This is a genomic window from Butyricimonas faecalis (assembly GCF_003991565.1).
Taxonomy (GTDB): domain Bacteria; phylum Bacteroidota; class Bacteroidia; order Bacteroidales; family Marinifilaceae; genus Butyricimonas; species Butyricimonas faecalis.
Genome location: NZ_CP032819.1, coordinates 375,484 through 399,263 on the forward strand (window position 1 = coordinate 375,484; position 23,780 = coordinate 399,263).

General features: G+C 39.1%; 20 protein-coding genes and 1 pseudogene. 9 read left to right on the plus strand and 12 right to left on the minus strand.

Translation table 11 applies throughout. The features are described 5' to 3' along the window. Positions 1-7: 7 nt before the first annotated feature. Entirely contained in the window at positions 8-811 is an 804-nt protein-coding gene (locus tag D8S85_RS01550; protein ID WP_106625282.1) for a tyrosine-type recombinase/integrase, read from the minus strand. On the opposite strand from D8S85_RS01550, the gene D8S85_RS01555 reads away from it, so the two are divergent. Further along, on the plus strand, positions 788-1,408 hold the full coding sequence (locus D8S85_RS01555; protein ID WP_127074732.1) for a restriction endonuclease subunit S: 621 nt from the start codon (positions 788-790) through the stop codon (positions 1,406-1,408). The genes D8S85_RS01550 and D8S85_RS01555 overlap by 24 nt on opposite strands. Here D8S85_RS01555 and D8S85_RS01560 read toward each other — a convergent pair. Then, a complete protein-coding gene (locus D8S85_RS01560; RefSeq protein WP_127074733.1) occupies positions 1,392-2,576 on the minus strand; it encodes a restriction endonuclease subunit S in 1,185 nt (394 codons plus the stop codon). The two genes, D8S85_RS01555 and D8S85_RS01560, sit on opposite strands and share 17 nt — an antisense overlap. Positions 2,577-2,630: 54 nt before the next feature. After that, a pseudogene (locus D8S85_RS01565) lies at positions 2,631-3,025 on the minus strand (hypothetical protein). A 1,183-nt stretch (positions 3,026-4,208) separates the two neighbouring features. Here D8S85_RS01565 and D8S85_RS01575 point away from each other — a divergent pair. From D8S85_RS01575 to D8S85_RS01605, 7 genes are all read left to right on the plus strand, one after another. Then, positions 4,209-4,412: a helix-turn-helix transcriptional regulator gene (locus D8S85_RS01575; RefSeq protein ID WP_025867804.1), complete on the plus strand. Its 204-nt coding sequence runs from the start codon at positions 4,209-4,211 to the stop codon at positions 4,410-4,412. An 87-nt stretch (positions 4,413-4,499) separates the two neighbouring features. Further along, the gene (locus D8S85_RS01580; RefSeq protein ID WP_127074735.1) at positions 4,500-4,838 is read left to right on the plus strand and encodes a HipA N-terminal domain-containing protein; all 339 of its coding nucleotides are present in this window, start codon (positions 4,500-4,502) and stop codon (positions 4,836-4,838) included. Positions 4,839-4,884: 46 nt separating this feature from the next. Then, positions 4,885-5,775 (plus strand): HipA domain-containing protein, encoded by an 891-nt coding sequence (locus D8S85_RS01585; protein WP_044158396.1) that lies wholly within the window; start codon positions 4,885-4,887, stop codon positions 5,773-5,775. Positions 5,776-5,862: 87 nt separating this feature from the next. Then, positions 5,863-6,138, plus strand: coding sequence for a hypothetical protein (locus tag D8S85_RS01590; protein ID WP_081768148.1), 276 nt, complete (start codon positions 5,863-5,865; stop codon positions 6,136-6,138). A gap of 145 nt (positions 6,139-6,283) precedes the next feature. Then, positions 6,284-6,604: a helix-turn-helix domain-containing protein gene (locus D8S85_RS01595; protein WP_025867800.1), complete on the plus strand. Its 321-nt coding sequence runs from the start codon at positions 6,284-6,286 to the stop codon at positions 6,602-6,604. A gap of 3 nt (positions 6,605-6,607) precedes the next feature. After that, positions 6,608-7,870 carry a type II toxin-antitoxin system HipA family toxin gene (locus tag D8S85_RS01600; protein WP_127074736.1) on the plus strand — a complete coding sequence of 421 codons (1,263 nt, stop codon included), beginning with the start codon at positions 6,608-6,610 and terminating at the stop codon, positions 7,868-7,870. A gap of 22 nt (positions 7,871-7,892) precedes the next feature. Next, positions 7,893-8,492, plus strand: coding sequence for a hypothetical protein (locus D8S85_RS01605; protein ID WP_025867798.1), 600 nt, complete (start codon positions 7,893-7,895; stop codon positions 8,490-8,492). A gap of 193 nt (positions 8,493-8,685) precedes the next feature. Here D8S85_RS01605 and D8S85_RS01610 read toward each other — a convergent pair whose 3' ends face one another. The 9 genes from D8S85_RS01610 to D8S85_RS01650 form a co-directional block, all read right to left on the minus strand. Beyond that, positions 8,686-9,417, minus strand: a complete 732-nt coding sequence (locus D8S85_RS01610) for a hypothetical protein (protein ID WP_127074737.1) — start codon at positions 9,415-9,417, stop codon at positions 8,686-8,688. Between the two features lie 204 nt (positions 9,418-9,621). After that, positions 9,622-12,870: a DEAD/DEAH box helicase gene (locus D8S85_RS01615; protein ID WP_127074738.1), complete on the minus strand. Its 3,249-nt coding sequence runs from the start codon at positions 12,868-12,870 to the stop codon at positions 9,622-9,624. A gap of 14 nt (positions 12,871-12,884) precedes the next feature. Then, positions 12,885-14,471: an ATP-binding protein gene (locus tag D8S85_RS01620; protein WP_025867796.1), complete on the minus strand. Its 1,587-nt coding sequence runs from the start codon at positions 14,469-14,471 to the stop codon at positions 12,885-12,887. A 6-nt stretch (positions 14,472-14,477) separates the two neighbouring features. Further along, positions 14,478-16,478: an AAA family ATPase gene (locus D8S85_RS01625; protein ID WP_127074739.1), complete on the minus strand. Its 2,001-nt coding sequence runs from the start codon at positions 16,476-16,478 to the stop codon at positions 14,478-14,480. A gap of 13 nt (positions 16,479-16,491) precedes the next feature. Next, entirely contained in the window at positions 16,492-16,710 is a 219-nt protein-coding gene (locus D8S85_RS01630) for a DNA modification system-associated small protein (protein ID WP_025867795.1), read from the minus strand. A 5-nt stretch (positions 16,711-16,715) separates the two neighbouring features. Then, positions 16,716-19,079, minus strand: coding sequence for a DEAD/DEAH box helicase (locus D8S85_RS01635; RefSeq protein ID WP_127074740.1), 2,364 nt, complete (start codon positions 19,077-19,079; stop codon positions 16,716-16,718). Beyond that, positions 19,076-20,158 (minus strand): virulence RhuM family protein, encoded by a 1,083-nt coding sequence (locus tag D8S85_RS01640; RefSeq protein WP_025867793.1) that lies wholly within the window; start codon positions 20,156-20,158, stop codon positions 19,076-19,078. Before D8S85_RS01640 ends, D8S85_RS01635 begins: the two co-directional genes overlap by 4 nt. Beyond that, entirely contained in the window at positions 20,158-22,026 is a 1,869-nt protein-coding gene (locus D8S85_RS01645; RefSeq protein WP_025867792.1) for a site-specific DNA-methyltransferase, read from the minus strand. Before D8S85_RS01645 ends, D8S85_RS01640 begins: the two co-directional genes overlap by 1 nt. Before the next feature lie 27 nt (positions 22,027-22,053). Then, entirely contained in the window at positions 22,054-22,296 is a 243-nt protein-coding gene (locus D8S85_RS01650) for a helix-turn-helix transcriptional regulator (RefSeq protein WP_025867791.1), read from the minus strand. A gap of 193 nt (positions 22,297-22,489) precedes the next feature. On the opposite strand from D8S85_RS01650, the gene D8S85_RS01655 reads away from it, so the two are divergent. After that, positions 22,490-23,731, plus strand: a complete 1,242-nt coding sequence (locus D8S85_RS01655; protein WP_025867790.1) for a hypothetical protein — start codon at positions 22,490-22,492, stop codon at positions 23,729-23,731. Positions 23,732-23,780 lie beyond the last annotated feature (49 nt).

Below are 23,780 nucleotides of genomic sequence, written 5' to 3' on the forward strand. Positions count from 1 at the left end.
TGCGACTTTACCAGTTAACCACTTTATCCACAATCTTCTGCTGTTCGCTGGCAGTGCGACGTAGATAGATGCGTGTAGTTTCTATGCTTTCATGCCCCATTAGGTCGGCTAGTAGAGCAAGGTCATTAAAGCGGTCAAGGAAGTTTTTGGCAAAACGGTGACGGAATGAATGAGGATAAACAACCTCCTTGTTCATTCCGTATTTTTCGGCAAAATGTTTGAGTTGGGAAGCGATTCCACGAGTAGTAATACGCTGTCCGAAACGGTTCAAAAAGATATAGCCGGATGTTAAACCTTGATTCTTCAACCATTTCTCTGCTTCCGTCCGTAGGTTCTTGGGGATGTATAGCCGTCGAATCTTTCCACCTTTGCTATACAGATCAAGATACCCCACTTTGATATGCTCCGCTTTGATGTGGAGCAATTCACTAACACGTGCTCCGGTGGCAGCCATGAACCACACGATAAAATACCATTCATCATAACCATCTACTTTAAGCTGGGCTTTGAGAAATTTATAATCGGCATCGCTGATTACATTTTCCAAGAAGTTCTTTTGCTGTACTTTTACGAACTTCACTTTTAGTTTTTCTTGTTTCGTAAACTCCAGATACTTGTTAATTCCTTGCAATCGCAGGTTAACCGTCTGTGGTTTGAAGTTCTCCACCAAATACCCCTTGTATGCCAAAAGGTTCTTTTTGTTTACTTCTCCATAATGATTGAGGAAATACTGCACCGTCCACACATAGGAAGTGACGGTGTTCTTGGCAAGATTAGTCTTTGCCAAATGATTTTTGAATTTTGTTACCATATTACATTGATTTATAATGAATACAGTAACAATATAGCAAAACGTATCGGGCATTATCAGAACTTACCAGCAGGATGGGCTATGTGCAAGTTATCTGATTTGTGTAGAATTGAGAATGGTTTTGCTTTCAGCAGCAATGATTATAAGCCACAAGGAATACCATTAGTTCGTATATCAAATGTCATTCATAATACGATAGATATAACTGACTGTGTTTATATTGAGGGTATTACGGACAATAAGTTTAAGATTTCAAAAGGAGATTTGCTTATTGCCATGTCTGGCGCAACAACAGGAAAAATGGGGGTATATCCGTTTGATGAAACAGCATACCTAAATCAACGTGTAGGAAATATCAAAATCTTAAACAAGTCCTCATTGTCTCCTGTTTATCGAAATACTTATATGCAATCAAAAGTTGATGAAATACTAAAAATTGCATATGGAGGAGCACAACCAAATATCAGTGCTTCTGTTATTGGTAATTTTGATTTTCCCTTACCACCATATAAAGAGCAGATACGGATTGTAGAAACTGTTCAAAGAATTTTTGATCAATTAGATGTAATCCACCGAGAGTTTATAGGCTCTCCGTGATTACATCCAGTTGCTTAAAGGCAAGATTTACTGCCTCCACAATTCTTTTCTGCTCATCATAAGGAGGTATTGGCACTTCTATTGCTTTGAATAGTTTTTTATTCAAGTGGGGAATAGCAGAGCCAACCTTATTTTCTCGTAATATCTTTCTGTGCAAGTTGATAACTTGTAACACATATTCCGCATTTATATTTTTATTGATAAACAACTGCTTAAAAGTACTACCTTGATAGCCATCAATCGGAGTTCTGAATACTTCACCTGAATTCTCTCCATCAACTAAAATTAAAAGAGATTTTGCAGCTACATATTTGCCGGAAGTTAAAGTTTTGGCATCACGTTCACCACGCAAATATTTAACATCAAGATTTATCCTTTCTATACCATTTTGCTTATCACCATCAATCAACGAACATAGTATTTGCATGGGTGCAACTGTCCATCCATCAGGCAACTGCGTATAATGCCCGTTATCACAAGGTGTGAAGTCAGGATTTATGCGTTTCAACAACTCGAATGCTGGTTTATCATTCGGATCTTGTGGTACGAGTTTTCCATGCATGGCAAGGTCAAGGATTTTTGATTTAGTTTGCTTAATGACGGCTTGTAAATCAGTTTTGCCCTGCTCTATTTGGTCAATCAAAGCAAACCAATGCTTTGTTTCAACAATTATACGTCTTTGCTCTGCGATAGGGGCTAAAGGAATTGGTAAGCATTTGAACTTATCAAAATCAATACTATCTACTGTTGTTCCATCTTTATGGTATTCTTTTAAGATAAATTGCTCGTTAGCTTTAATGACAACATAAAGATATTCAGATAGTTCCAGTAGATGAGGTGAAATTGTTTTTAAATCTTGGTTAACTGTAGCAGGCTTTTCTAATATAGAAAGAGGAAGAGTATGCCTCAATATACCACTACGTGTTACTACGAGTAATGTACCTTTCTTATATGTTGTCATTACTTCCAAAGCCTTATCTGTGATTTTCATCAGAGAGTTTGTTATATGGCTATACTTCATATCTTTAGAAGTTACCCACAGATGGCTTCCATTATCCCAATATTCTTTATTATCCATTGACGGAGTTTTACCTCCACCAAAAGAAACAATATCTTCTAATTTACACCATTCCCAGCCCTCCGGCAACAAGTAGGGATAATGGGGCATATCAGAAAGAGAAAAGGAGAGGAAAAAATCCCCTCCTTAACTCTAATCCAAGTATTAGACATTCAAGTCTTTTATCGGCAATCCATAATTGTATTGCCCGAAAAGTCCTTTGTGGATGAACTTCAAACCAAGTGTCTGATAATACTTGTAGTCATCGCCTTCGGTGCAGAGGTATTTGTAATCGTAGCGTGGCATGTACTCCTTGAAGAACCGAGCCAAATCTTTCAGGCTTTCTTCTTGAAGTTACTGCGCACAATGATGATAGACCAGTCGGGGAAGTTACCTCTTCCTTCGCTATACTCCCAAAAGCGAATGTAGCAGTCCAAATCACGCTCACTGATGTTCACACAAAAACCATTGGCATTTTGTATCACACTACAACTGTTTCTGTAGCCGAACTTCTCACACAAATAGAGATTGAAATCAAGAATTAAATCTTTTTGTACCATAAATAATTGAATTTAAGATGTTAATAAAAATTGGTTATAAATGAAAGCCTCGCTTGCGCTTAGCCTTTTTTTTTCATCAGACAATTGAACACTGCTTCTTCTGCGGCAGTGCTACCTTGTTGGAGAGAAACAAGGTTTCAACAAACGAGCAACAAATGCGGTACAAAAATGAGCTGAAAAAGCCCTATAAACGATAACCATTGCTTATAAGGCTAAAGAGAAAGGCGCTCAAAAGAACGCCTTAATAATCGTTGATGATATATGCGAATCGTTGGTAATCATCACTTATTTTCCGACGCAGTAACTCAGTTTACAAGTGTAACTATTTATAAATCAATTTATAAAACTTTGTTTCTTGATTTTGAGTAACAGAATAACAACAAATTTTCGTCAATTCCTGCAAAAGTCGATTTTTGAGGCTCATTTTCCGATGCAGCATATTATGCCAGTTGATTATCAGTGGTTTACAGCTTAAAAGATAGACTACTCAAAAAATTACTTGTTTTTTCGCCAAAAATCGCAGATTTAACACTTTTCTTCGTTGCCCACCTCAAAACAGAGGGAAAATGGGGAAAATCGTTCTCTTTCGCCCCGAAACCTCCGCTTCACAAAGATAAGGCATATCGGGGATAATTTCGCCGATTGGGGCTGCAAAATCAGAGATGGATTTACGGATTCTTCAACGGATTTTGGGGTTGCCTTTTGTGGCTTGGCAAGGGACGAATCTTGCTGTACTTTTGGGTTATGGTGTCGGATTATTTAGCAGCCAAAAGAGAAAGTCTGTTAGGGTCTGGTTCGGCTCAGTTTTGGAGAAGCCATCTCTTTTTCTCCCTCTTTTAGTTTTACTTTAATGCACGTATATATGAATACGGGGATAAAGTAAAGTTGGTTTCGGTGATTTATGCTGTAATTCGCTTGAAAAAGTGTATAACCATTGTGTTATGTTTGTCTTAGCCTTCATAATTTGCAACTCAAAACCTCTGTAACTTATACCTTATCTGATATATTCACGTAGATAAAACAATAAATTATACCCATACTGATATAATGTTGAATATTTATGTTATCTTTGTACCCGAAAAGGTATAAATAAAATGCAAACTGAGTGAAGAATCAAACTTGTTTGATTTATTCCGAGGTGCAGCCTTTATTGTAAAATCTTGGATTTTAAACATTGAATGCTATGAATAATCTTTCTACTACGGTCAAAATGTTGCGAAAGCAATATAATCTGACGCAAGAAGAACTTTCGTTGAAGTCGGGAGTGGGATTGCGTTTTGTGCGAGACCTTGAGCAAGGAAAGGAAACGCTACGCCTTGATAAGGTAAATCAGCTTCTTGACTTTTTCAATTATGAAATGGTTGCCACTCAAAAAATAAACGGTTAAGTCGAGAGTAGAGGCAAAACTTGTTTTGACTATGCCGAAGCGAGAGTGATTGTAAATGAACGAAGAGAAATTTCAACCTAATAATCAATGAGACAAGCCCATATATTTTACAAAGACCAATTGGCTGGTATTCTGACAGAAAACGATGCCGGATATGAGTTTCGCTATTTGCCGGAATATCTCTCTTCAGAAACGGCAAAGGCTGTTAGCCTGACATTGCCTTTACAGGAGGAAGCATATACAAGTCCTGCGCTATTCCCATTTTTCGACGGTTTGATTCCTGAAGGATGGCTGTTGGATGTTGCATTGCGGAATACAGACATCAGCATTCTTGACCGGATGTCGTTGTTGCTGACATGCTGCAAGGATTGTATCGGAGCAGTAAGCGTCATTCCAATGGAAGAAAAGGAGGAAAGCCATGTGTAATAATTGCTTATATTGTTATCGCCCGCTCTTAAAGGGGGAAAAGGATATGCACACAGCTTGCATAAAGAAGTTTTTCGGGACAGCAACATTGCCTATTCTTGATTATACGACAGAACAACTTGACCAGCTTGCTCTGCAAATCATTCAAGACCAAACCTCTTTAACCGGTGTTCAGCCAAAATTATCCTTGCATTTGAAGGAACATGAGGGCAGCAAACGATTGACTATTGTCGGTCTATGGGGCGCTTATATCTGTAAGCCTCAGACCTCGCAATATGAAATGATGCCTGAAGTCGAGGATTTAACCATGCACCTTGCAGAGGTGGCACATATTGAGGTAGTTTCTCATACGCTGATGCGGATGGCAGATGATACGCTATGCTATCTTACCCGCCGGATTGACAGAACTTCTACCGGAGAGAAGATTGCGATGGAAGATATGTGTCAACTGACCGAAAGGCAAACGGAACATAAATACAAAAGTAGTTATGAACGTATCGGCAAGACTATATTGAAATACTCTTCCTTGCCCAAAATGGATGTCACTAATTTCTTCGAGTTGGTCTTGTTCTCTTGGCTGACAGGGAATAACGATATGCACTTGAAAAACTTCTCTTTGTATGAAGCTGCTGATAAGATACGTCTAACCCCTGCTTATGATTTGCTAAATGCGGTTATCATCAATCCCAAGGATGACGAAGAGTTAGCATTAACTTTGAATGGTCGGAAGAAAAAGCTTCAAAGAGAGGATTTTATTAGGTCGGCAGCCACGTTGGGGATAGAGAATGTGATTGTAGAACGACTGATAAATAAGTATATCAAACTATTGCCGAAATTTGAGACCGTCATTCAAAACTCTTTCCTTTGCACTGAATTAAAGGAAAGGTATGACGAATTGTTGAAGGAACGGCTTGCGAGGCTTGCACAAAGACTATAAAACGGTAAAATACACAATGCTATATGGATATATTAAATCTCACCCAAATAACATCATTGTTCATCCTAACTTTAATAGAAAGAGACGATGGACAAAAGAAACAAATTTTGGAAACGCCAACAGATGGCTCGTGTGTTTGAGGCTCGCATGATTCTTTATGCTGCTTATGGTCATTGCATCATTCGAGAGGATGGAAGCTATTATGAACATCCTCGTTGGTTTGAATTGGCAAAAGACAGATGGGCGCAAGTTTACAAAACTACAGGTACTCCGTGTAGCTGTTGGATGTGCAGGGGATTTGAATATGATCGCAAGGAGTATAAGAAAGAGACTCGGCGGATTATTCGGGAATCAATGGAATGAGCTAAATGATAAGGAACCGAATCTGTGCATTAATTGCATAGGTTCAGTTTTTATTATGTGTCTTTTAATCTTGTGATTTTTTGTCCGCAATATATCATTAAATAGATAAAAAGCAATATCTTTGCATATTATATGATGAGTTAATATGGTAAAGAATACAATGGGGACTAAGTTGCCCCGAAAATTGGAGCAGAAGATGTCAGTTGTGGGAGAGCAGATTAAACTGGCTCGCTTGCGTAGGAATCTGAGTGTGGCTCAGGTGGCTGAACGTGCCACCTGCTCTTCATTGACTGTGTCCCGAATAGAGAAAGGCGCACCGACGGTAGCAATCGGAATCTACTTGCGTGTACTGTATGCTTTACAGCTTGACGATGATATTCTGTGGCTGGCCAAAGAAGATAAATTGGGAAAAGCCTTGCAGGATTTGAGTCTGAAGACAAGGGAACGTGCCTCAAAAAAGGAGTAAACGATGAAGACGCTATATGTTTATGCCGATTTTGATTGGCTCAAGGAGACAGAACTCATTGGCGAGTTAGGTTATGAATCTCTTCGTGGCTCGGACAGCTATTGCTTTACCTTCAGCGATGAATGGTTGAAGAAACACGGGGATTTGTTCCTGAGTGATGACCTCAATAATTATCCCGGACAGCAATATACGCAACCAGAGAAAGATATATTCGGATGTTTCTCGGATGCTTTGCCGGATCGTTGGGGACGAACGCTGCTGTTGCGACGTGAACAGATTGCTGCGATGGAAGAGAAACGACCGGTACGGAGACTGTCTTCTTTCGACTTTTTGACCGGTATTGATGACTTTTCCCGAATGGGTGCTTTCCGTTTTAAGGAATCAAAAGACGGAGGATTTATAAATGTAAGTGAGTCGTTGAAAATCCCACCTCTGACGGATATAAGGGAGTTGATTGCAGCCAGTGCGGAAATTGAGAAAAGCGAAGAGGGGAATGTCCTGCCTGACAGGAAATGGGTTGCACAACTCGTGCAGCCCGGTTCTTCATTGGGAGGTGCAAGGCCTAAAGCCAGTGTGATAGACACGGATAAAACGCTTTATATAGCCAAGTTTCCTTCTCGCAAAGATGATTACGATGCAGGGCTTTGGGAGCATTTCAGTCATCTTCTTGCTGCAAAAGCCGGTATTAATGCTGCGAAAACCAAAATACTGGCAGCGGGAGAGAAATATCACATTTTGCTTTCTCAACGCTTCGATAGAACCCAAGAGAGAAAACGAATTCACTTTGCTTCTGCCATGACCTTATTGGGACTTAATGACGGCGATAATGCAACTACAGGACACGGCTATCTGGATATAGTCGATTTCATAATCCAGAACTGTACGAATGTGGAAGAGAATCTGCAGGAACTCTATCGCCGTGTAGCTTTCAATATCTGCATTGGTAATAGCGATGACCATTTCCGCAATCATGGTTTTCTTTTAACGGCAAAAGGTTGGACGCTTTCTCCTGCATACGATATGAATCCTACTTTGAATGAGTATCAGAGTCTGCTTGTCTCATCAGGCTCCAATAAGGCTGAACTGAGTATTTTGCTGGATGCTTGCGAAGATTATATGCTTAATCGAAAAACGGCAAAAAAGATTATTTCGGAGGTGATTGAAGCGGTAAAAGGATGGCGCGAATTGGCAACACGATTGAGTATTTCCAAGAGAGAGATGGATATGTTTGCCGGAGTGTTGGATAAACGATATGATAGTCTTTAATTTGATAAGGAGAAAAATAACTATGAGTGGAGGATATTTTGATAGGAGCACATATGCAATACGTGAAATTGCAGATACTATGGAGCGTGATATTGCGAGAGCTTTACAGCCAAAGCCAGAGAAAGAGCATATGGATTATTGGGTAATTTATGAGAAAGATAGCTTTAGCTCATTCCATAACTATAACAGCTATATGAAGTTTGCTAGTTATGAAGATGCAGAATCTTTTCTCCTGAGAGATAAAACTATCGTCAAGGCAGAACAAAAATATGCAGACCTTTTTATCGCAGATGACATAATATTCCAGTCAACAACGCATAATATGTCTGATACTCCTGATGGTGAACAAATTCCAGTATTATACTCAATCTATCATTGTTGTTATGATCGTTATCCGGATGATGCTGATGTATTGGAACTGTCAGATGAGACGATAAATGCAATGAAGGAGGCATATCGGCAAATGCGCATAGCAGAAATATATGCAACTCGCGTAGATTGGATGATGAGTGGCGATGATAGCGAAGAGAGCTTCCGAGAACGCATTAAGGGAGATTTGGCGGAGTTTGAAAAGGAATATGCTACTAAAGACTGGACATATCTTGATGAAGATGATGAATAACATATAGAAAAACTCTCTGCGAATAATTATTTTAGGTATAGTATTTTTCGTCCGGATGGGGGGAATGCATTCGTGTCGCAGCTACTCTGTCATAGTGATAGCCATCGCGAATCAAAGATTCATAAGCACTCAGTGGATTGTATTTGTTTTAAATGATATGCTGACAATATGTTATAAAAGACCGCAATACGTTTCATTCAGACAATTCACCTTTGTGATATTTTCTAACAAGGAAGTTGAAAAGGCAAGTGTGAACATTACCTAGAAAATTGCTTACAGCCATCAGCGTATTAAAAAGTTTTAGGGAATCCATCATAACTTTGCTTTCAACAATCTCTTCCTGTCGTGATTTATATAAATTCTCTGAGTCAAGATGGGTTTCAAAGTTACGTTCATCTTTCCACCAAGAAGAGGTATGTGATTGGTTTTCGAGGAGATATGTTAATTCCTGATATTGACGATTGATTACTTCCGGAAAGTACTTCATTATGGGCAGAAGTGTGTCCCATTCTGATTTCTTATGGGATTTCTCATTAAAACCATAAAGTTTTTTGAAGCCTTCATTAAGGATTACAAACAATTTTCCGCGCATAAACCTTCGGTCATAGTCGCGGTCAGCAAGAATGAAGTATTTCCCGGCTACCATACTGTCAATCATTGTAATAAGGACAAATAGGTAGACGGAGACAACAATTCGGTCTATTTTGTGGTATTCATCGTGTTTTTCTTTCGTATCTTCTAGAATATTTGTCATTAACGGAAGTCCCTCGGAGTATTGGGTGATGGTGCTATCTATGACAGAAATAAATTCTTTACGCTCTGATTCCGAAAGTGTTTTTCCGTTGTATTGTACCTCTTTAAACCATTGAGCATACTTGTATTCTCTGATTTGTGCGTATTGAATATCTGCAAAGTCTCCGTTCATAATAATATGTCTTTTATCGTAACAGTTATGACCATTTTGATACTATATCTATTGTTTCGCTGTTTGGTTTGTACTTCTCCTCAATTTTTGAAATTTGTACAACTATTGCCATCCTCCCAATTGATGTAAAATGATTTAATAATGCTGCACGAGCATTAATGTTGGTGCAGTATTATATTTGTGGGGTTAAATAAGATCCACGAATTACTGATTGCAATATACGTTTAAATCAATATTCGAGACATCTTTAATATATGAGGCGACACAACCTAATAGATTAAGTATATCTGAACTTGGATTTGAACAGCTTAATCCTGGCTGAACAATGTTGATGTGCATAATCAAATCTTTTTTCCAATTAATTTGTGAACTCAATTGTTCGAGCTCTTCTTCGGAACCTTTGAGTATTCTTGAACATTCTCTTCCTTGATATTTTTTTATTTTACGCGCAAAAAGGCGATTGAACAATTGGCGACTTTTATCTCTATCATTCCATTTTAGACATTTCTGAGCTTGTCCACAAACTTCATAAAAATTAGATATCATATTACTTACTTTTCCGCCATGTGCATATTTAAGATGAAATAGATGCATGTGTATTGCATTATCTTCATTTTTGAATCCAATCAAGTCTGCAATTTCTCCACTACCGTCATCATCGTAAATCAAGTCAAATTGATCCCAAATATATTTAGAGAAGAAATATTGAATTGAATCTGTTTCATAAGGTACTACATGTTGTGATTCATTCTCAATTTTAGTATCAGCCCAATCAATACCTATTAATTTTTCTTGTGGGAATGGGGCTATATCAGAATTTGTACCCACTAAATTATTGGCATAAAGGCACGAACCATCAGCAAAATAAATTACAGGAACTGCATCATTATTATTAAAATAATCGCAAATATCATTATAAAGACGAGTCCCATATCTCATTTTTAGCTTATCTCCACTTACTTGCTTAACATGATATGTTTTGTGATTATCCCTTTCGTAGTATTCAATCATGTAAGTGAATTTAGAATCCTCTATAAGGATATTAAATGTGATTGTATTTTTTATTTCACAACTTGCCAATTCGATAGTAGCATACCATAATTGATAGTCAATAGCATTATGTGTTAAGTAAATGCCATGCTCTGGATAATCCCTATATAGTTCTGGATCCCAGTCAATTGCAATAGGCGCAATTTGAGGTAATTCAGAGATTGTACAAACTCTTAAAGTATTTTTTATAAAATAATTTGGATCAATACTTTCATCTTCGACTAATTTTCCAATCATTCTAGCCCATTTCGTATATTCAAGTAGATTACCTCTTGTGTGACTCCAAATTTTTCCTTTTACAGAACATCCCACACTAGTTCGTTCACCATTTCTATAGCCGTTCCCGAATAAATTGTTTGCCGTTAATTGCTTTTGTTCGGTCATAGAAATGCCTTCTTGAACATCTTTACCATAATAGGACTTAAAAGAAACGTTTCCTATACGAGCTTTTCTGCCGCCAAAATTAGCAATAGCAAAACGCCTTACATCATGAAAGACACGAAATACGCAATGTCCTGAAATTTTACTGGTGTCATCTTCTCCAAAAATAGCCTTAACAATCTCGTCAGTCTCACTCAAAGTGCTGTAGACATAGGCATGGTTATAATTGGGCGTACAATATCTGTGAATGACAAGGATATTCCATAGCAAATTCTGTACACATTCAACGTTACCCCAATCAACATTTTCAATGCTTCCACCAATTACAACTAATGTGTCCCCCTCTGCAGTACTACTTCCAAACCGATAGTCATAAATTTCAGGAGATAGTATATCTTCCCATGCTTTCGGATTCCATGTGTTAGAAGTTCTATAAATTGTGGCACTTAATGGAATATTTATACCCTGAAATGGAATTTTTGATAATTCTAAATTTCCAAATGATTGAATGAATTGATTAAAATCTTTTTCTTGTTCAGTAGTCCCATCATTTAGAAGTGGCAACAAGCTATTCCAATCTGCATCTTTTGCATATAATTCTTCAAGTTCTTCCAATATAGGAGGATAAGCTATATTCGTAATAAAACTTGCATTTCCAAGATTGGAGTCATATGAGGTACGTGTAAATCGACCTATAAATTGTAATGTAATTGGCAAACTCTGTTTGGCATCGTGAATTGCTGCAATTTTTAATTCTGGCATATCAAATCCTTCTCCCAGCATATTAACACAAACAATAATTTTGTGCTTTTTATCTTTTATGCCGTTTAGAATTGATTTTTGATTAGGCATTGAACTAAATACTACCACTGGATTCAAATCAGAGTATTGCTGATAAATTTCCATTACTTCCTTGGCTCTTTGTTTTGTACTACATCGAGCCATAAGAATATGATCGTATCCGTTCTCTATGTCAGAACGAAGTTGATTGACCGCCACTTCTGCAATATGTCTATCTGCTTGAATCAGATCATACTCCCTTATCGGAATAAATTTTATTGGCTTATAATATCCTTGTGACTGCGCATCTTTTAAAGAAAAATTGTAAATAAAATCTCCTCTTAATCTTCGACTATCATTTCTGAATGGGGTAGCAGTAAATAGTGTGACTTTCTCGTCATCGAAAGAATCAATAAATTCGCTCCATGTTTTAGCTTCAGAATGATGTGCTTCATCAATGAATAGATGGCTTATATTTGCCCGTAATAAATCTATGATCGTTGATTCACTATTTGTAATAAGTGGCATGGTTGTAATTATAACATTAGATTTTTCGATTAAAGAATGCCATCCATTATAATCCATGCCTTCTTTGACAATTCCCACATTAGGATAGATGCAATCGCTAGCAACTATCTCATACTTTGGAAGTATTCCTAATGTGATAAATTTATTTGCCAATTGGTCTCTCAATGCATCAGATGGAACAGTTATGAGTACTTTGGGACATTGATTCGCAATGAGAATACTTAGCATTGTTTCTGTCTTTCCTGTTCCGGTTGGCATTACTATTATATTTCTGCCATGGTGAATTTGAGCCTTAGACATAAAAGCATATATAGCTCCAAGTTGCGGAGCTCGAAGCCCAAAGATAGAATTTGGAATATCTTCCTTTCTGTAAAGAAATCTTTCTTTCCATGAAGCCGCTATTTCATTTGGATGCAAAGTTGTGAACGTTGGATGTTTTATCCATCTGATTGACAAAATATTCCCTTTTAGAAATTCACTTTTACGAGGTTTTTTGTTTGTTAGTACAGCATATTGATAATTTTCAATATTAGGGTCATTCTCATCTCTCGTTAGAAGGATGCTGACGCTATCTGTCTGTATAACAAAGGGTGATGTGGAAACAATATCAAATGTAGCTTTACTAAGCTCTTTATCATATCCGTTCAGATGTTCGACTTTGTTATTTCCACAACTCCATAAAAGTTGAACTATTTTAATAGGTAACTTTATCATAATCGATCAAGTAGTTATATTAAATGTGTCACATTAATTTTCTTATACTTCTTGCCCATACCAAGTGCGAATGCCATTTGGTCTTTGATAATCAGTTCGCCTTTTTGGAGTCCAGCTATGGCAGTTCGTACTTCTTGCAATTCTTGCCCACTGACACCATATAGGTCTTTGATAACTTTATCGTCAATAGTCTGTTGCTTCATTATAAGTGGATATTGGGCATTAGCATAGAAATCAAACCCTTTACTTTTGAAGCTACTCATATTTTGAGTGGCGAGAATGATACTTAATCCCTTATTTCGGCCTACAGCAATAAGGTTTCGCAACGGGCGGTTATCAAAGTCTAGCATATAGTGGGCTTCATCTATGATAGAGAAATGACGAATCTGCACCACATCCTCGTTTGTTGCCTGTTTTTCAATCTGTTCATATATGTTGTTGAGCTTTGAGATAATGAAATAGACAATAGCCTTTGCTATCGGGCCGTCTTTGGGGTAGCCGTCCATTTTTATGATGTAACAGTCATCGATAAGGCTGGCTTTATCTTCCTCTTCGAAGATATTAGCACGCACCAACTGTTTCAGTACAGATGAAATGCTGTCATCCTTTCCGGCGTCTGTCATCTTGGCTTGATATTCTTCCAACATCATGTTGAATGTTATGGGTGCACCTTCTGTTTTCTTGTATGCCTCTACAATGGCTTCGCTCAATCGGTTATTCATATTTGCACTGGCTGATACTCGGTCGATTGAGCATAGAGCCGAAGCCATCTCGGATGAATATAGGTTTATCTCATTGATAGGGCGGTCTGTGAGGTCCTTGAACGGAGTGAATGGTAGAGGATGCTCAATCGGGTCTATGATACAGCTGCGATCTACATCAAAATGTGAAAGCCAGTGATTGTTCTGAATGTCGCTGAACTCTCCTTTGTAGTCGAAAAGCAGGAAGTTTACCGGATATTGCGATTCTGACGATAATGTTCTGAACTGTTGCATCAACACTGCAAGCAGATTCGTTTTTCCTGAACCCGTAGCACCGGCAATAATGATTTGTGAGTTGGTAATGTCTCGGCTGTTGATGTCGAGAGTGGCTTCCATCTCAACATCACCATAGTTGCCGATAATCAAGTTCAGCGCAGGAATATCTTTTACCATTGCCACCTTATTGTTTACTGCATATAAGATGGAATCCAAATTGTTATCAGCCAATAGGTAGTTTCTACCACGCAGCATTTCAGCGGCAATGATGCGAGATAACACGGCATTTTGCGACCAATCTATATTCAGACTGGCGTAGCGCAATTTTAGTAACGCAGAGTACAAGGTAGATAAATCGTGCATCGTAAAGAAACTCGGAACGATACGTGCCGATGTAGCAGAGAGCTGTATATCCTTGTAATCTTCCTCCTTGCGTTCTGTAGTCAAACTCAAACCGACTATAAAGCAAATACGCATTACTTTGTTTGTGGTTAGACTAGCACGTTTCTCTCTGTCTGCAGTGCGCGACAAGTTTATCTTACTTTCAATAAGTTCCTTTACTTGACTGATTTCGTCAAGAATCCCCTCCATCTGACGGGTATTTGAAAAATTTATTATGCTCATAACTGTCTACTGATTAAGGGATATTCCAAAATAGCCTTCATCTATGGTTGTATTTTGTTCCTCAACATTACGATGCAGAGTATATGTCTTCGATATGAATGGCTCTAGTTTGATGTAGTCGCTATCCGTACGTATTTCAGATGTGGTACAGAGCAGAATAGTCTGTTCAGCCAACTGTGGGAAATATTCTTCCATCAAAGCGTCACGGCTTTCATTATCCAACACACCCATCACGGTATCAATCATAACAGGCGGATTGTAGTCGCCAAGGTTGCGCAGCACTTTTAGCAACACCTGTATGAATATCTGTTTGGATGCGGCATTCAGTTGGTTTAACGATATTTCATTACCGGCACTATGATATAGCTTGATGTTGAAATTCTCCATGCTGTCCGACAATTCCACACGTCCAACGTGTCCTTTGTAAGATACAAGCAAACGGTTGAGCTGCGACTGCATCTCTGTTTCTATCTGTGCTTTTTTCTTCTTCAACAGATTGTCGGCAACCTTATCAAAGAATGGACGCAATTTAACAAGTGTGTCAAATTTTACATCCGGTTCTTGCTGTATTTGTACATCGTATTGGTGGATTCGTTTTTCCAAACGCTGAATTTCGTTTTTGAGATTATCCTCTTGCGTTTTCAACTTTTCCAGAGTACGTTTGGATTCTTCATAATTGGCAATTAGCATATTGTTGCCACCTGCCTGTGTCTGTTCAAGTGTGCGCTTCTCTGTTCTGAGATTATCCAGATTGGCAAGTTTTATTTCCATATCCTGTCTTTTGCGGTCGATGGAAACAAATTGGTTTCCATTACCCTTTTTCGGCAGTTCTCGGAGTACATCTACCTCCGTAGTGTTCAGGTAGTCGTATGGGTCTGTTGCATTGGTTGTATTCTGCATGGCTACAATATGTGAAACCACGTTTTCTTCATCCACCGCTTGACTGCATAGCGACAGTTCTTTTAAATAATCTATAATTTTTGACGTTACATCACGAAGTGTCTCAATCGGATAGGCACCGGTGCTCTGTTTTTGGAGTTGTTCCTTTATTCGTAATATATTGTTGATTTCCTGAGAAAGGTTGGAGGCCAATTTGGGAAGGAACACATTGATTTCTATGTTGTCTATAAATGCCTTTAAGTTTTCTGCATAAGTGGCAGCTTCCTCAGTTATGGCTCGTATCTTACCGTCAACGTCCTGTATACGTTTGCTTAGGTTGGCAGCCTGTTGTGCACCATCTTTAGCTCGCTGGTATTCATCTTCCACCGATGACATATATTTATACAACCTGTCTTGCTCTGCAAGGCAAGTGTTCAAATCAATTACCAACTGCTCTTTCTGATTGCATAACGAGTTGTATTCTTTGGCTTCTTTTTCTGCTTCTAATCGTTGCTCTGCCCACTCCTGTTGTAATTTCTCTGCTGCACGTTTCAGTTGCAGATACTTTTTGAAGCCAAGCACATTCTCAAAGTTGTCGCGTATGGTCTGCTGAAAGACATTCTTTTTCAGTAACTCGCTTGACTGCATCGCATCAAACAGAAAATACTGGCTCAATTCCTGCGGCAGGTTGGCCTTGATTATCTTGCTGATTTCCTGTTCAGCCCGCACCCTCTCTTTGGGTGCAGTCATTGTGCCATACACATACATATTGCCGTTCATGTTCAGCGATACACTTTCAAGCGGACGACCTTGTGGATTAAGCTGGTATATGCGTTTTAGGATATACTTCTGTTGCTGACCAAGCACTTTGCCAACAAAGGTGATTTGCAGACTGATTTCTGGCTTCACCCGATTGACTGCCCCTTGATTGAGCAATTCCATAAAGTGTTCCTTGTTCTCTATTTTCAATCCATACAATGCACCGCTTATAGCTTCGAACAGGGTGGTTTTACCGCCACCGTTTGAACCACCGATGAGTATAATCGGGCGGTCGTCATCTACCGTCAAGTCGAGGTCGAGCGACAGGTAGGTCTTGAAGTTGCTAATCTTTATTCTTTGTATGAGCATGGCGTAAATTCATTTATTGACGTATTTTCTGTATGGCGTTGCGGATTATCTCTTCCGTATCGCCATCATTCATCTCTATTACATCTACTTTCTTGGCATGGTAGGCTTTCAAAATGTCCTCACTCAGCCAATCAAAATCAATATCTTCGGTAGCGCAGATAGCTTCTATCATTGCAAGATCATCCTTGCGGATGCCGTAATGCACAAATTTAGGGTCTATTCCTTTTGCCATAATACTTATGCGTTTTGTGGATAAAAACAGTTCCAGTTCAATGTATCTGTGGTATTCTCAATAGGAAGGGGAGAGTACAGCCAGTTCTCGCCTTGTTGTAAGATCACACCGCCCGACAATGGTGTTTCGTCTGATGTGTTTTCTTTGATGTATTGCAACAATGCGTTATGCTTGTTGTGCGCAAATGCGTCACTGCCTGCACTTTTGGTGTCGAACAGATAAATATGACCGTTTTTCATGCGGATGATAAAGTCCACGTAAAACAACGACTTACCATTTTCATTGTCGGTGCTGTATTCTATGGCGTAATGCTGTTTGCCATTGTCTCCATTCTTGTACCACCAATCTATATATTGTTCATTTTGCTCCAAATAAGCTATGAAGTTCTTTTCCGGATTTGATGCTTGATTGAGTTGTACAAATGGCAGAAGTGCGTGATTCCGACTTTCTTCTATATGATTGGTGTCATTGTCGTAAGTACGTTCTTCAGGCACCTCCCAATCGTATTTTTTGAATACTCTCTTGGCTGCAGATGCTTTCTTGGCTCTATCGCGCTGTCTGGCATATTTTTCCAGCGCCGAGTCTATAATGCGGTCAAACTTAGGCTTGTTCAAATGATATAACACCACCTTTTTTGCGTCTGTGTCGAAGATACCGAAGAAGTCGGCCAATATTTCAAGCAGATAACTTGCAATTTTGTCAGCGCGACCTTTACTCTCGAATTGATGCCCTTTTGTGGCGATGTATGCCATAAACACGCGGTCAATCTCAGTAGCTTTTCTTGCGTATTTTACGGTATCAACTTCTAATATCTGTTCCTCGTTCTGGAAATGTACGTCTTGCGGTATCTCAATGTTGATGTTCTTGACATCAAGGCGCAAAGAGTTGGTTACCTTTTTCCTGTTTTCATTGATTTTTAGGTCATCAGTCTCAGGTAATGGACCGCTTTCGTCATTAGTATTATCCAGCTTGGCCAATTCCTCTAACGAGAACAGTAAATTGCCTTCTGCAAAGTCCCAGAAATGTCGCGCTTCATCATAGAGCACTTTGCGAAAGTCAGGTCCCAAATAGTTACGTTCTATATTGGGACGTTCCGCATAGCAGGCTGGTAACCATACATTTTTCAAATTCTCACGGCGGTAGGCTGTAACAGTGTTGTTCAGGATATAGTCGGCATCGGCTGTGACGATTTGTATCTTGTCTTTAGCTATATCAGTAAACACATAACCCACATTGAGCATCTCTTTGGGATAATGCTTCTGTTCCGGCATACGCATAATACGACCAACAGTCTGAATAGTAAACTGGTCGCTTTGCAGCTTGCGGAATATAAGTAGCACGGCAGCGCGAGGACAGTCCCAACCCAAGGCGATAGCTTCTTTGAAAAGCAGTACCTCAGTCAAGTTGTCAGGCTTTTCTAAATCGGTCAGATTCTCTTTCTCATTTGCAAGCCATATCGCCAGACGGTGGTTGTCGGTGGTAATACCACACATCACTTCAAGATACTTCTTTACCTGATCGGCTATGGCAGCATCTTCCGTCGTCATATTTTCTTTTGTATCGTTAGGCAGCTGAATGAGTAGCAAAGGGTTGATGTCTGAACCTACTGACTTATATGCTTCTGCTATTTGGTTACGTTTATCCGAAGCCGCTTTGATAAGGTTGGCATTAAGTTCCAGCTCATCGCTGAAATTCAGTTCTATCTCCGGGTTGAGTACCACCTCTTTCTTAATCATTTCGGCGGCTATCACATCCTGACGATACACCGTTACTTTTTCCTTTGGGTTGGCGGTTTTAGGTGTGGCGGAGATGCGGATTTCCACCATAGGATTGATTCTGTCAAGCACGGCAGCAGACTTGTCGGCTGTCTTCGACCAGAACATGTGCTCCTCGTCAATGATAGCTACAATGGGCAGGCCGAAGTCTTCTTTCGTTTTATAGGTTATTTCGTAGAGCGAGAGCGAACAATCACCCTCACGCACCATTACATTACTCTCTTTGTTCACACTTTCCCAGTTTACGAAAAGTATTTCACCGGGGCGGACTCCCTCGTTTTGGTCAAGCTCGTCAAACATCACCGGGCGCAGTGTACGTGTCTCCTCAAAAGCCTCTTTCAGTTTTTCGTAACTCTGTATGTGCAACTTGCGTGGGGCAAACCATATAAATGCGACTTCTTGATAACGACTGTCACCACGGTCGTGCAGTTCATCCATCAGACCGGCAAGCATCTGACAAGCCATTACAGTTTTTCCGGCACCAGTCGTTGCTTCAAACACCAGTTTATTACGTTGTCCGCCTGCATTCAGTAGACGGATAGTCTTGTCAATCAATTCGGCTACTGCTCTCTGCTGATATACTAAATTCTTCATTGCTTCTTGTCCTTTTTGTTCCCATGACTCTTGTTTTCAATCTCTTTCATTTCCAACAGGAAACGGTCGTAGTCCGATAAAAACAGTTGGTCTTGTATGATTCTGTATTTTTCAAATTCCGTTTCCGCGTGCAATCGTGCTATTTCTGCACTTACACGCCCGGCATCTTTCAGCAGACCGTATTCAAAGAGATTGATAAAATTATTCAGACGTTGCTCCCAGTCTGCCATTGTCAACGGAATGTGGCGCAGGGTCATTGTTTCAGCAAAATCAAGATAAGCCGTAACCATACGTTCCAATTGTCCCATTTCGACATCAGAAAGGTAATTCTTTGCTATTGTCACATCGCTTTTCTTGATTTTGCCATAGGGGGCATCTGCCCAAGTTGTCAGTCCCATGTGTTCTTTGGCTGCATCAGCCCGTTGCACTATGAGTTCGGCTGCTGTATGACCATGGACGGCAAAGTGCATCTTGTTCTGTACGGTAGCATAAAAACGGTGGGTGGCCAATGCTGTCTTGTCGTAGTCTATGGCGGTAGCGTATAAATCGGTTATCTTTTGATAGAACAGGCGTTCGCTGATGCGTATCTCACGGATGCGTTCCAGTTGCTCCTCGAAATACTTATCTGTCAGAAAAGTTCCGCGTTTCAGCCTTTCCGAATCCATTACCCAGCCTTTGATGGTGTATTCCTTGGCAATGCCATTTACCCATTTTCTGAATTGTACGGCTTTCTCGGAATTGACTTTGAAGCCGACAGCAATAATCATTTCCAATGAATAGTGGTTCGTAGTGTATTGTTTGCCGTCAGGAGCAGTTATTCGAAATTTTCGAATAACTGCCGTTTCCTGCAACTCGCTGTCCGAGAATATTTTCTTGATGTGATAGTTGATGGTGTGTACTTCCACACCGTATAGCATCGCCATCAGTTTCTGCGTGAGCCAGATGTTTTCATCTTCATAACGTATCTCTATCTGCTGCTCGTCATTACCGACAGATGCCACATAGTTCAGGTATTCGGCTGCACTGCTGCGTACCGTCACTTGTTCTTTTTTCTTTTTGTGCTTCTCCTGCTCGCTCATTACAAATCCTCCTCTTCATCAAAGTTCAACATTCCATTCGGCATATTCTCCTGAACGGTTGTTTTTGTATCGTCAGAGATAATAAGCTCGTCTTTTTTCTTAGGTAGTATGCGACGGTAGGCATTGTATATGGCTTGTGGCAGGGCACAAAGTTGCACCTTGTCTTGAACTTCTTCAAATTCGCCTTCCCATGGGTCTTCGCTTGGAGAGAACACATACACGAGCATCCTGTCCTCGTAATCTGTATTCTGAATCAAGTCTACCAACTGCTGCACAGCTTCTTCGCGGTAGATAATCATCATACGCTTTTTGCCGTTGTCGAAGTAGCGGAATACATTTTTGTAGGTCTGTTGCTCGCCAAATTTCTGCTGCTCGGTATAAAGATCTTCTTTGATGCAAAGCATATCGGTGGAGAGACTCATCAGCTGACGCATATTTTTCATGCTTCGGCCTCTGCCGACAAAACTTGTGCGATAGTAGCGCAATGTGTTACCTGTCAAGCCCGGAACTTCTTCCCCTTTCGGAGTGGTGTAGCCATTGATTACACGTTTGTTGCGTTCGTAGGTTACTTCTTCGCAGATGTTATTCTCGTTATTGGTTACAAGAATACATTTACGATGACCGCCATCTTCGGCATTCAGTTGCATGGTAGCGTGAAGAGTGGTGCCGCTGCCGGCAAAGAAGTCGAGGATGGTTTTACAATCTGGTATAGTTTGTAACATATAACGCAGGATGGAAGTTGGTTTGGGATAATCAAACGGAATATCTTCAAATATACTTCCTAGTTCTTTTTTAGCATTGTCGTTTGAAAAAATATTATTTACTAATTGAATTGATTGAACTGGTTTAACTCGTTCTTTTTCAATTACAACATAATTGTTTCCTGCTTTTTCAATAGATACCCTTTGGTAGGTTTTTGTGTAAATTCGTTTTCCGTTTTTCCCGTTTTTAACAACAATAAACCCATTGTTATATCCAAAATTGAATAAATCTTCACTCCATCGCCATGCCCAGTCTGCTCTTTTATGCTTACCTTTCAGACGTTCCAAATATTGAGCGTAATTCCCTCCTGGATAGAATGTTTCACCATTGATGGTTATGGGATAATCTAGACTTGAACTATAAGACAAACTGTCATAATCCAATGTTTGATTCAACTTGTATTTTCCTCGTTGTTTATAGTATTCATCTATATTCTTAAAGCCTTCGTCATTATGGGGAATACCAGCAATAGTACACTGGGACTCACTTTTAGCATATATCATTAAGTAATCATGATTTTGAGCTATTTTATCAGTGGTTTTTCCTGACGCTTTGGTTATTCTTGGAAGTATTGCTATAAAATTTTCAACCCCCAATATTTCATCACATAATAACTTCAATTGCGCCTGTTCGTTATCGTCAATCGAGATGAATATCACTCCTTTATCTGAAAGCAGCTGTTTGGCAATACGCAAACGCTTGTTTATGAATGACAGCCATTTGGAGTGGCGATAAGAATCTTCTTTGTCTACGAAGCGGTCGTTATAGACGAAGTCGTTATTGCCGGTATTGTACGGAGGATCGATATAGATGACATCAATCTTGCCCTCGTGCGTGTAGGCAAGGGTGGTGAGGGCTTCGAGATTATCGCCTTCGATAAGGATATGGTTTGGTGCATCGCCATCGGGACTGATGATGGCTTTTGATGCATCTTCAACCAATACGGGCAATTCTTCGCGTAGACGTTCCTCCACATCTTCCGGCTTATCTTCCCACACCAATCCGTATCTCTTCTGCTTGCGCAACAGTCCTAACAACTCAGATTTCTCTTCGTTGGTCAAACCATCAAGCTGCAATATCCTGTTGTATAATTCTTTTTTGTTCATTATCTTTAAGATTAAAGATTGATGTTGTTATTTGACAAGTCTGACAATTTGAATACTTTCGTCCAAAGAGGAGTTCAGCAACTCCTTGACATCAACTTCAAGTACATTGGCAATCTGTAATAATGTTTCCAGTCCCGGTTGCGAAGTATTGGTACACCATTTTGACACCGTTGCAGGATCTTTTCCTAATTGTTCAGCCAACCACTTGTTGGTTCGTTTCTTCTCCACAAGAACCACCTTAATTCGATTTATATCCTTTATAGTTTCCATTTTGGATTATATTATTTCTCTTATACTGCAAAAGTAATGATTTTACTCCATTCCAGCATCATTCAAATAATATGATTTTCCATTAAAATTGCGAATTAGTTCAAGAATAATCACAAATAGGAGTTTACAACAATTGTTTTCAGTATCTTTGTAACTGACAAATCACAAACAAGAACTTGGTTTATTGATAAATATGGAAGTGCATACATTGGACAATTTTCATGATGACTTTGAAACAGGCCGTTGGATGGTTCGAAAATTTATATTACCAAATGCATCCGATTACCTTTGGGACATAGAGAATATCACATGGGCTCAAACAGTATTAATTGATGCTTTTGGGGCAAATAGATTTTTTGATGAAGCTTCTCAAATGATAGCTAATTCAATATACCTTTTTCAGAAAGGATTTTTTGATACAGCATTTTATTCACTACGCCAATCCATTGAGCTTTCAATTGGCACACTATATCTAACAGCGAATCCGGAAAAGATGATAGAGTGGAAGAAATTAGAGCCCGGCTTTGAATCTGGTAAAATGGCTGACTTTCTACGAAAACATGAACCGGTCTTCAAAGAAATAAGAGCCAAAATCCCTGCTTTCTTTGACAATATACGTACTGTTCAGAGAAAGACAAATAAATATGTGCATAAACAAGGCTATTCATCCTTTTATACCACACAAAGATATTCATGGTCGGATCACCGTGAAGATAAAGTTTATCTTAATATAGTTTCAGATTTTGAAGAAATTTTGAATGTGGCGATTGGTGCCGTTGCCATGTATCGTTTGGCTATAGACCCTTTACCCATTATATTAATGGATGAAGAGTTGATGATGCGTTCCGGAGATTTTCTAACGAGACCATATTCAGAAGAATTTGTAGATAAATATATCGGCTTGGAAAATATCGAATTATATAAACAAACTAATATCTATCAGGAATTTAAAGAAAGTATAATGTCTCATGAAAAACAAAATGAAGCAGTTTTTAATATTATTCATTGGCAAATAATAGACAGATGCAAATTCGAAGATATAACCAAACAAATGCATTTACTGTCATATACGGATAGATTAGCAGTAGTTATTATGATGACATCTACAAAAATTCTGCAAGTGTATATTGAAGGTTGCTTCCATTACACTTCTGATGTTAAGGCGACACATTCGGATACGGTTATTGGTACTTCATATTATGAAGATTTCTTCGCGAATAGAGGTAATAACAATTTTAATGTTCCATTCAAAGATGGCTCGTATATTTCGAGAATTAAAATTTGCGATAAATTCTCTTACATAGAAACCAATACATTTCTTGATGATTCAGAAATAGCCATATTGAACTATATCGCCAAGATATTTGAAGAATCATATATTAAGCAAGAGAAAGAGTTAAAGAATTGGTTGGAAGAGCATAAAAAAAGAATTTGAAAAGCACAAAAATAAGTAGTTCCAAATGGGGCTGTCCCCAAAGTCGGGT

Bases quoted from the DNA above. Each gene is read 5' to 3' on its own strand.
- D8S85_RS01555 (WP_127074732.1), top strand. From the start codon at position 788: ATGATTTTTGAATTTTGTTACCATATTACATTGATTTATAATGAATAC.
- D8S85_RS01550 (WP_106625282.1), bottom strand. From the start codon at position 811: ATGGTAACAAAATTCAAAAATCATTTGGCAAAGACTAATCTTGCCAAG.
- D8S85_RS01560 (WP_127074733.1), bottom strand. From the start codon at position 2,576: ATGCCCCATTATCCCTACTTGTTGCCGGAGGGCTGGGAATGGTGTAAA.
- D8S85_RS01575 (WP_025867804.1), top strand. From the start codon at position 4,209: ATGAATAATCTTTCTACTACGGTCAAAATGTTGCGAAAGCAATATAAT.
- D8S85_RS01580 (WP_127074735.1), top strand. From the start codon at position 4,500: ATGAGACAAGCCCATATATTTTACAAAGACCAATTGGCTGGTATTCTG.
- D8S85_RS01585 (WP_044158396.1), top strand. From the start codon at position 4,885: ATGCACACAGCTTGCATAAAGAAGTTTTTCGGGACAGCAACATTGCCT.
- D8S85_RS01590 (WP_081768148.1), top strand. From the start codon at position 5,863: ATGGACAAAAGAAACAAATTTTGGAAACGCCAACAGATGGCTCGTGTG.
- D8S85_RS01595 (WP_025867800.1), top strand. From the start codon at position 6,284: ATGGTAAAGAATACAATGGGGACTAAGTTGCCCCGAAAATTGGAGCAG.
- D8S85_RS01600 (WP_127074736.1), top strand. From the start codon at position 6,608: ATGAAGACGCTATATGTTTATGCCGATTTTGATTGGCTCAAGGAGACA.
- D8S85_RS01605 (WP_025867798.1), top strand. From the start codon at position 7,893: ATGAGTGGAGGATATTTTGATAGGAGCACATATGCAATACGTGAAATT.
- D8S85_RS01610 (WP_127074737.1), bottom strand. From the start codon at position 9,417: ATGAACGGAGACTTTGCAGATATTCAATACGCACAAATCAGAGAATAC.
- D8S85_RS01615 (WP_127074738.1), bottom strand. From the start codon at position 12,870: ATGATAAAGTTACCTATTAAAATAGTTCAACTTTTATGGAGTTGTGGA.
- D8S85_RS01620 (WP_025867796.1), bottom strand. From the start codon at position 14,471: ATGAGCATAATAAATTTTTCAAATACCCGTCAGATGGAGGGGATTCTT.
- D8S85_RS01625 (WP_127074739.1), bottom strand. From the start codon at position 16,478: ATGCTCATACAAAGAATAAAGATTAGCAACTTCAAGACCTACCTGTCG.
- D8S85_RS01630 (WP_025867795.1), bottom strand. From the start codon at position 16,710: ATGGCAAAAGGAATAGACCCTAAATTTGTGCATTACGGCATCCGCAAG.
- D8S85_RS01635 (WP_127074740.1), bottom strand. From the start codon at position 19,079: ATGAAGAATTTAGTATATCAGCAGAGAGCAGTAGCCGAATTGATTGAC.
- D8S85_RS01640 (WP_025867793.1), bottom strand. From the start codon at position 20,158: ATGAGCGAGCAGGAGAAGCACAAAAAGAAAAAAGAACAAGTGACGGTA.
- D8S85_RS01645 (WP_025867792.1), bottom strand. From the start codon at position 22,026: ATGAACAAAAAAGAATTATACAACAGGATATTGCAGCTTGATGGTTTG.
- D8S85_RS01650 (WP_025867791.1), bottom strand. From the start codon at position 22,296: ATGGAAACTATAAAGGATATAAATCGAATTAAGGTGGTTCTTGTGGAG.
- D8S85_RS01655 (WP_025867790.1), top strand. From the start codon at position 22,490: ATGGAAGTGCATACATTGGACAATTTTCATGATGACTTTGAAACAGGC.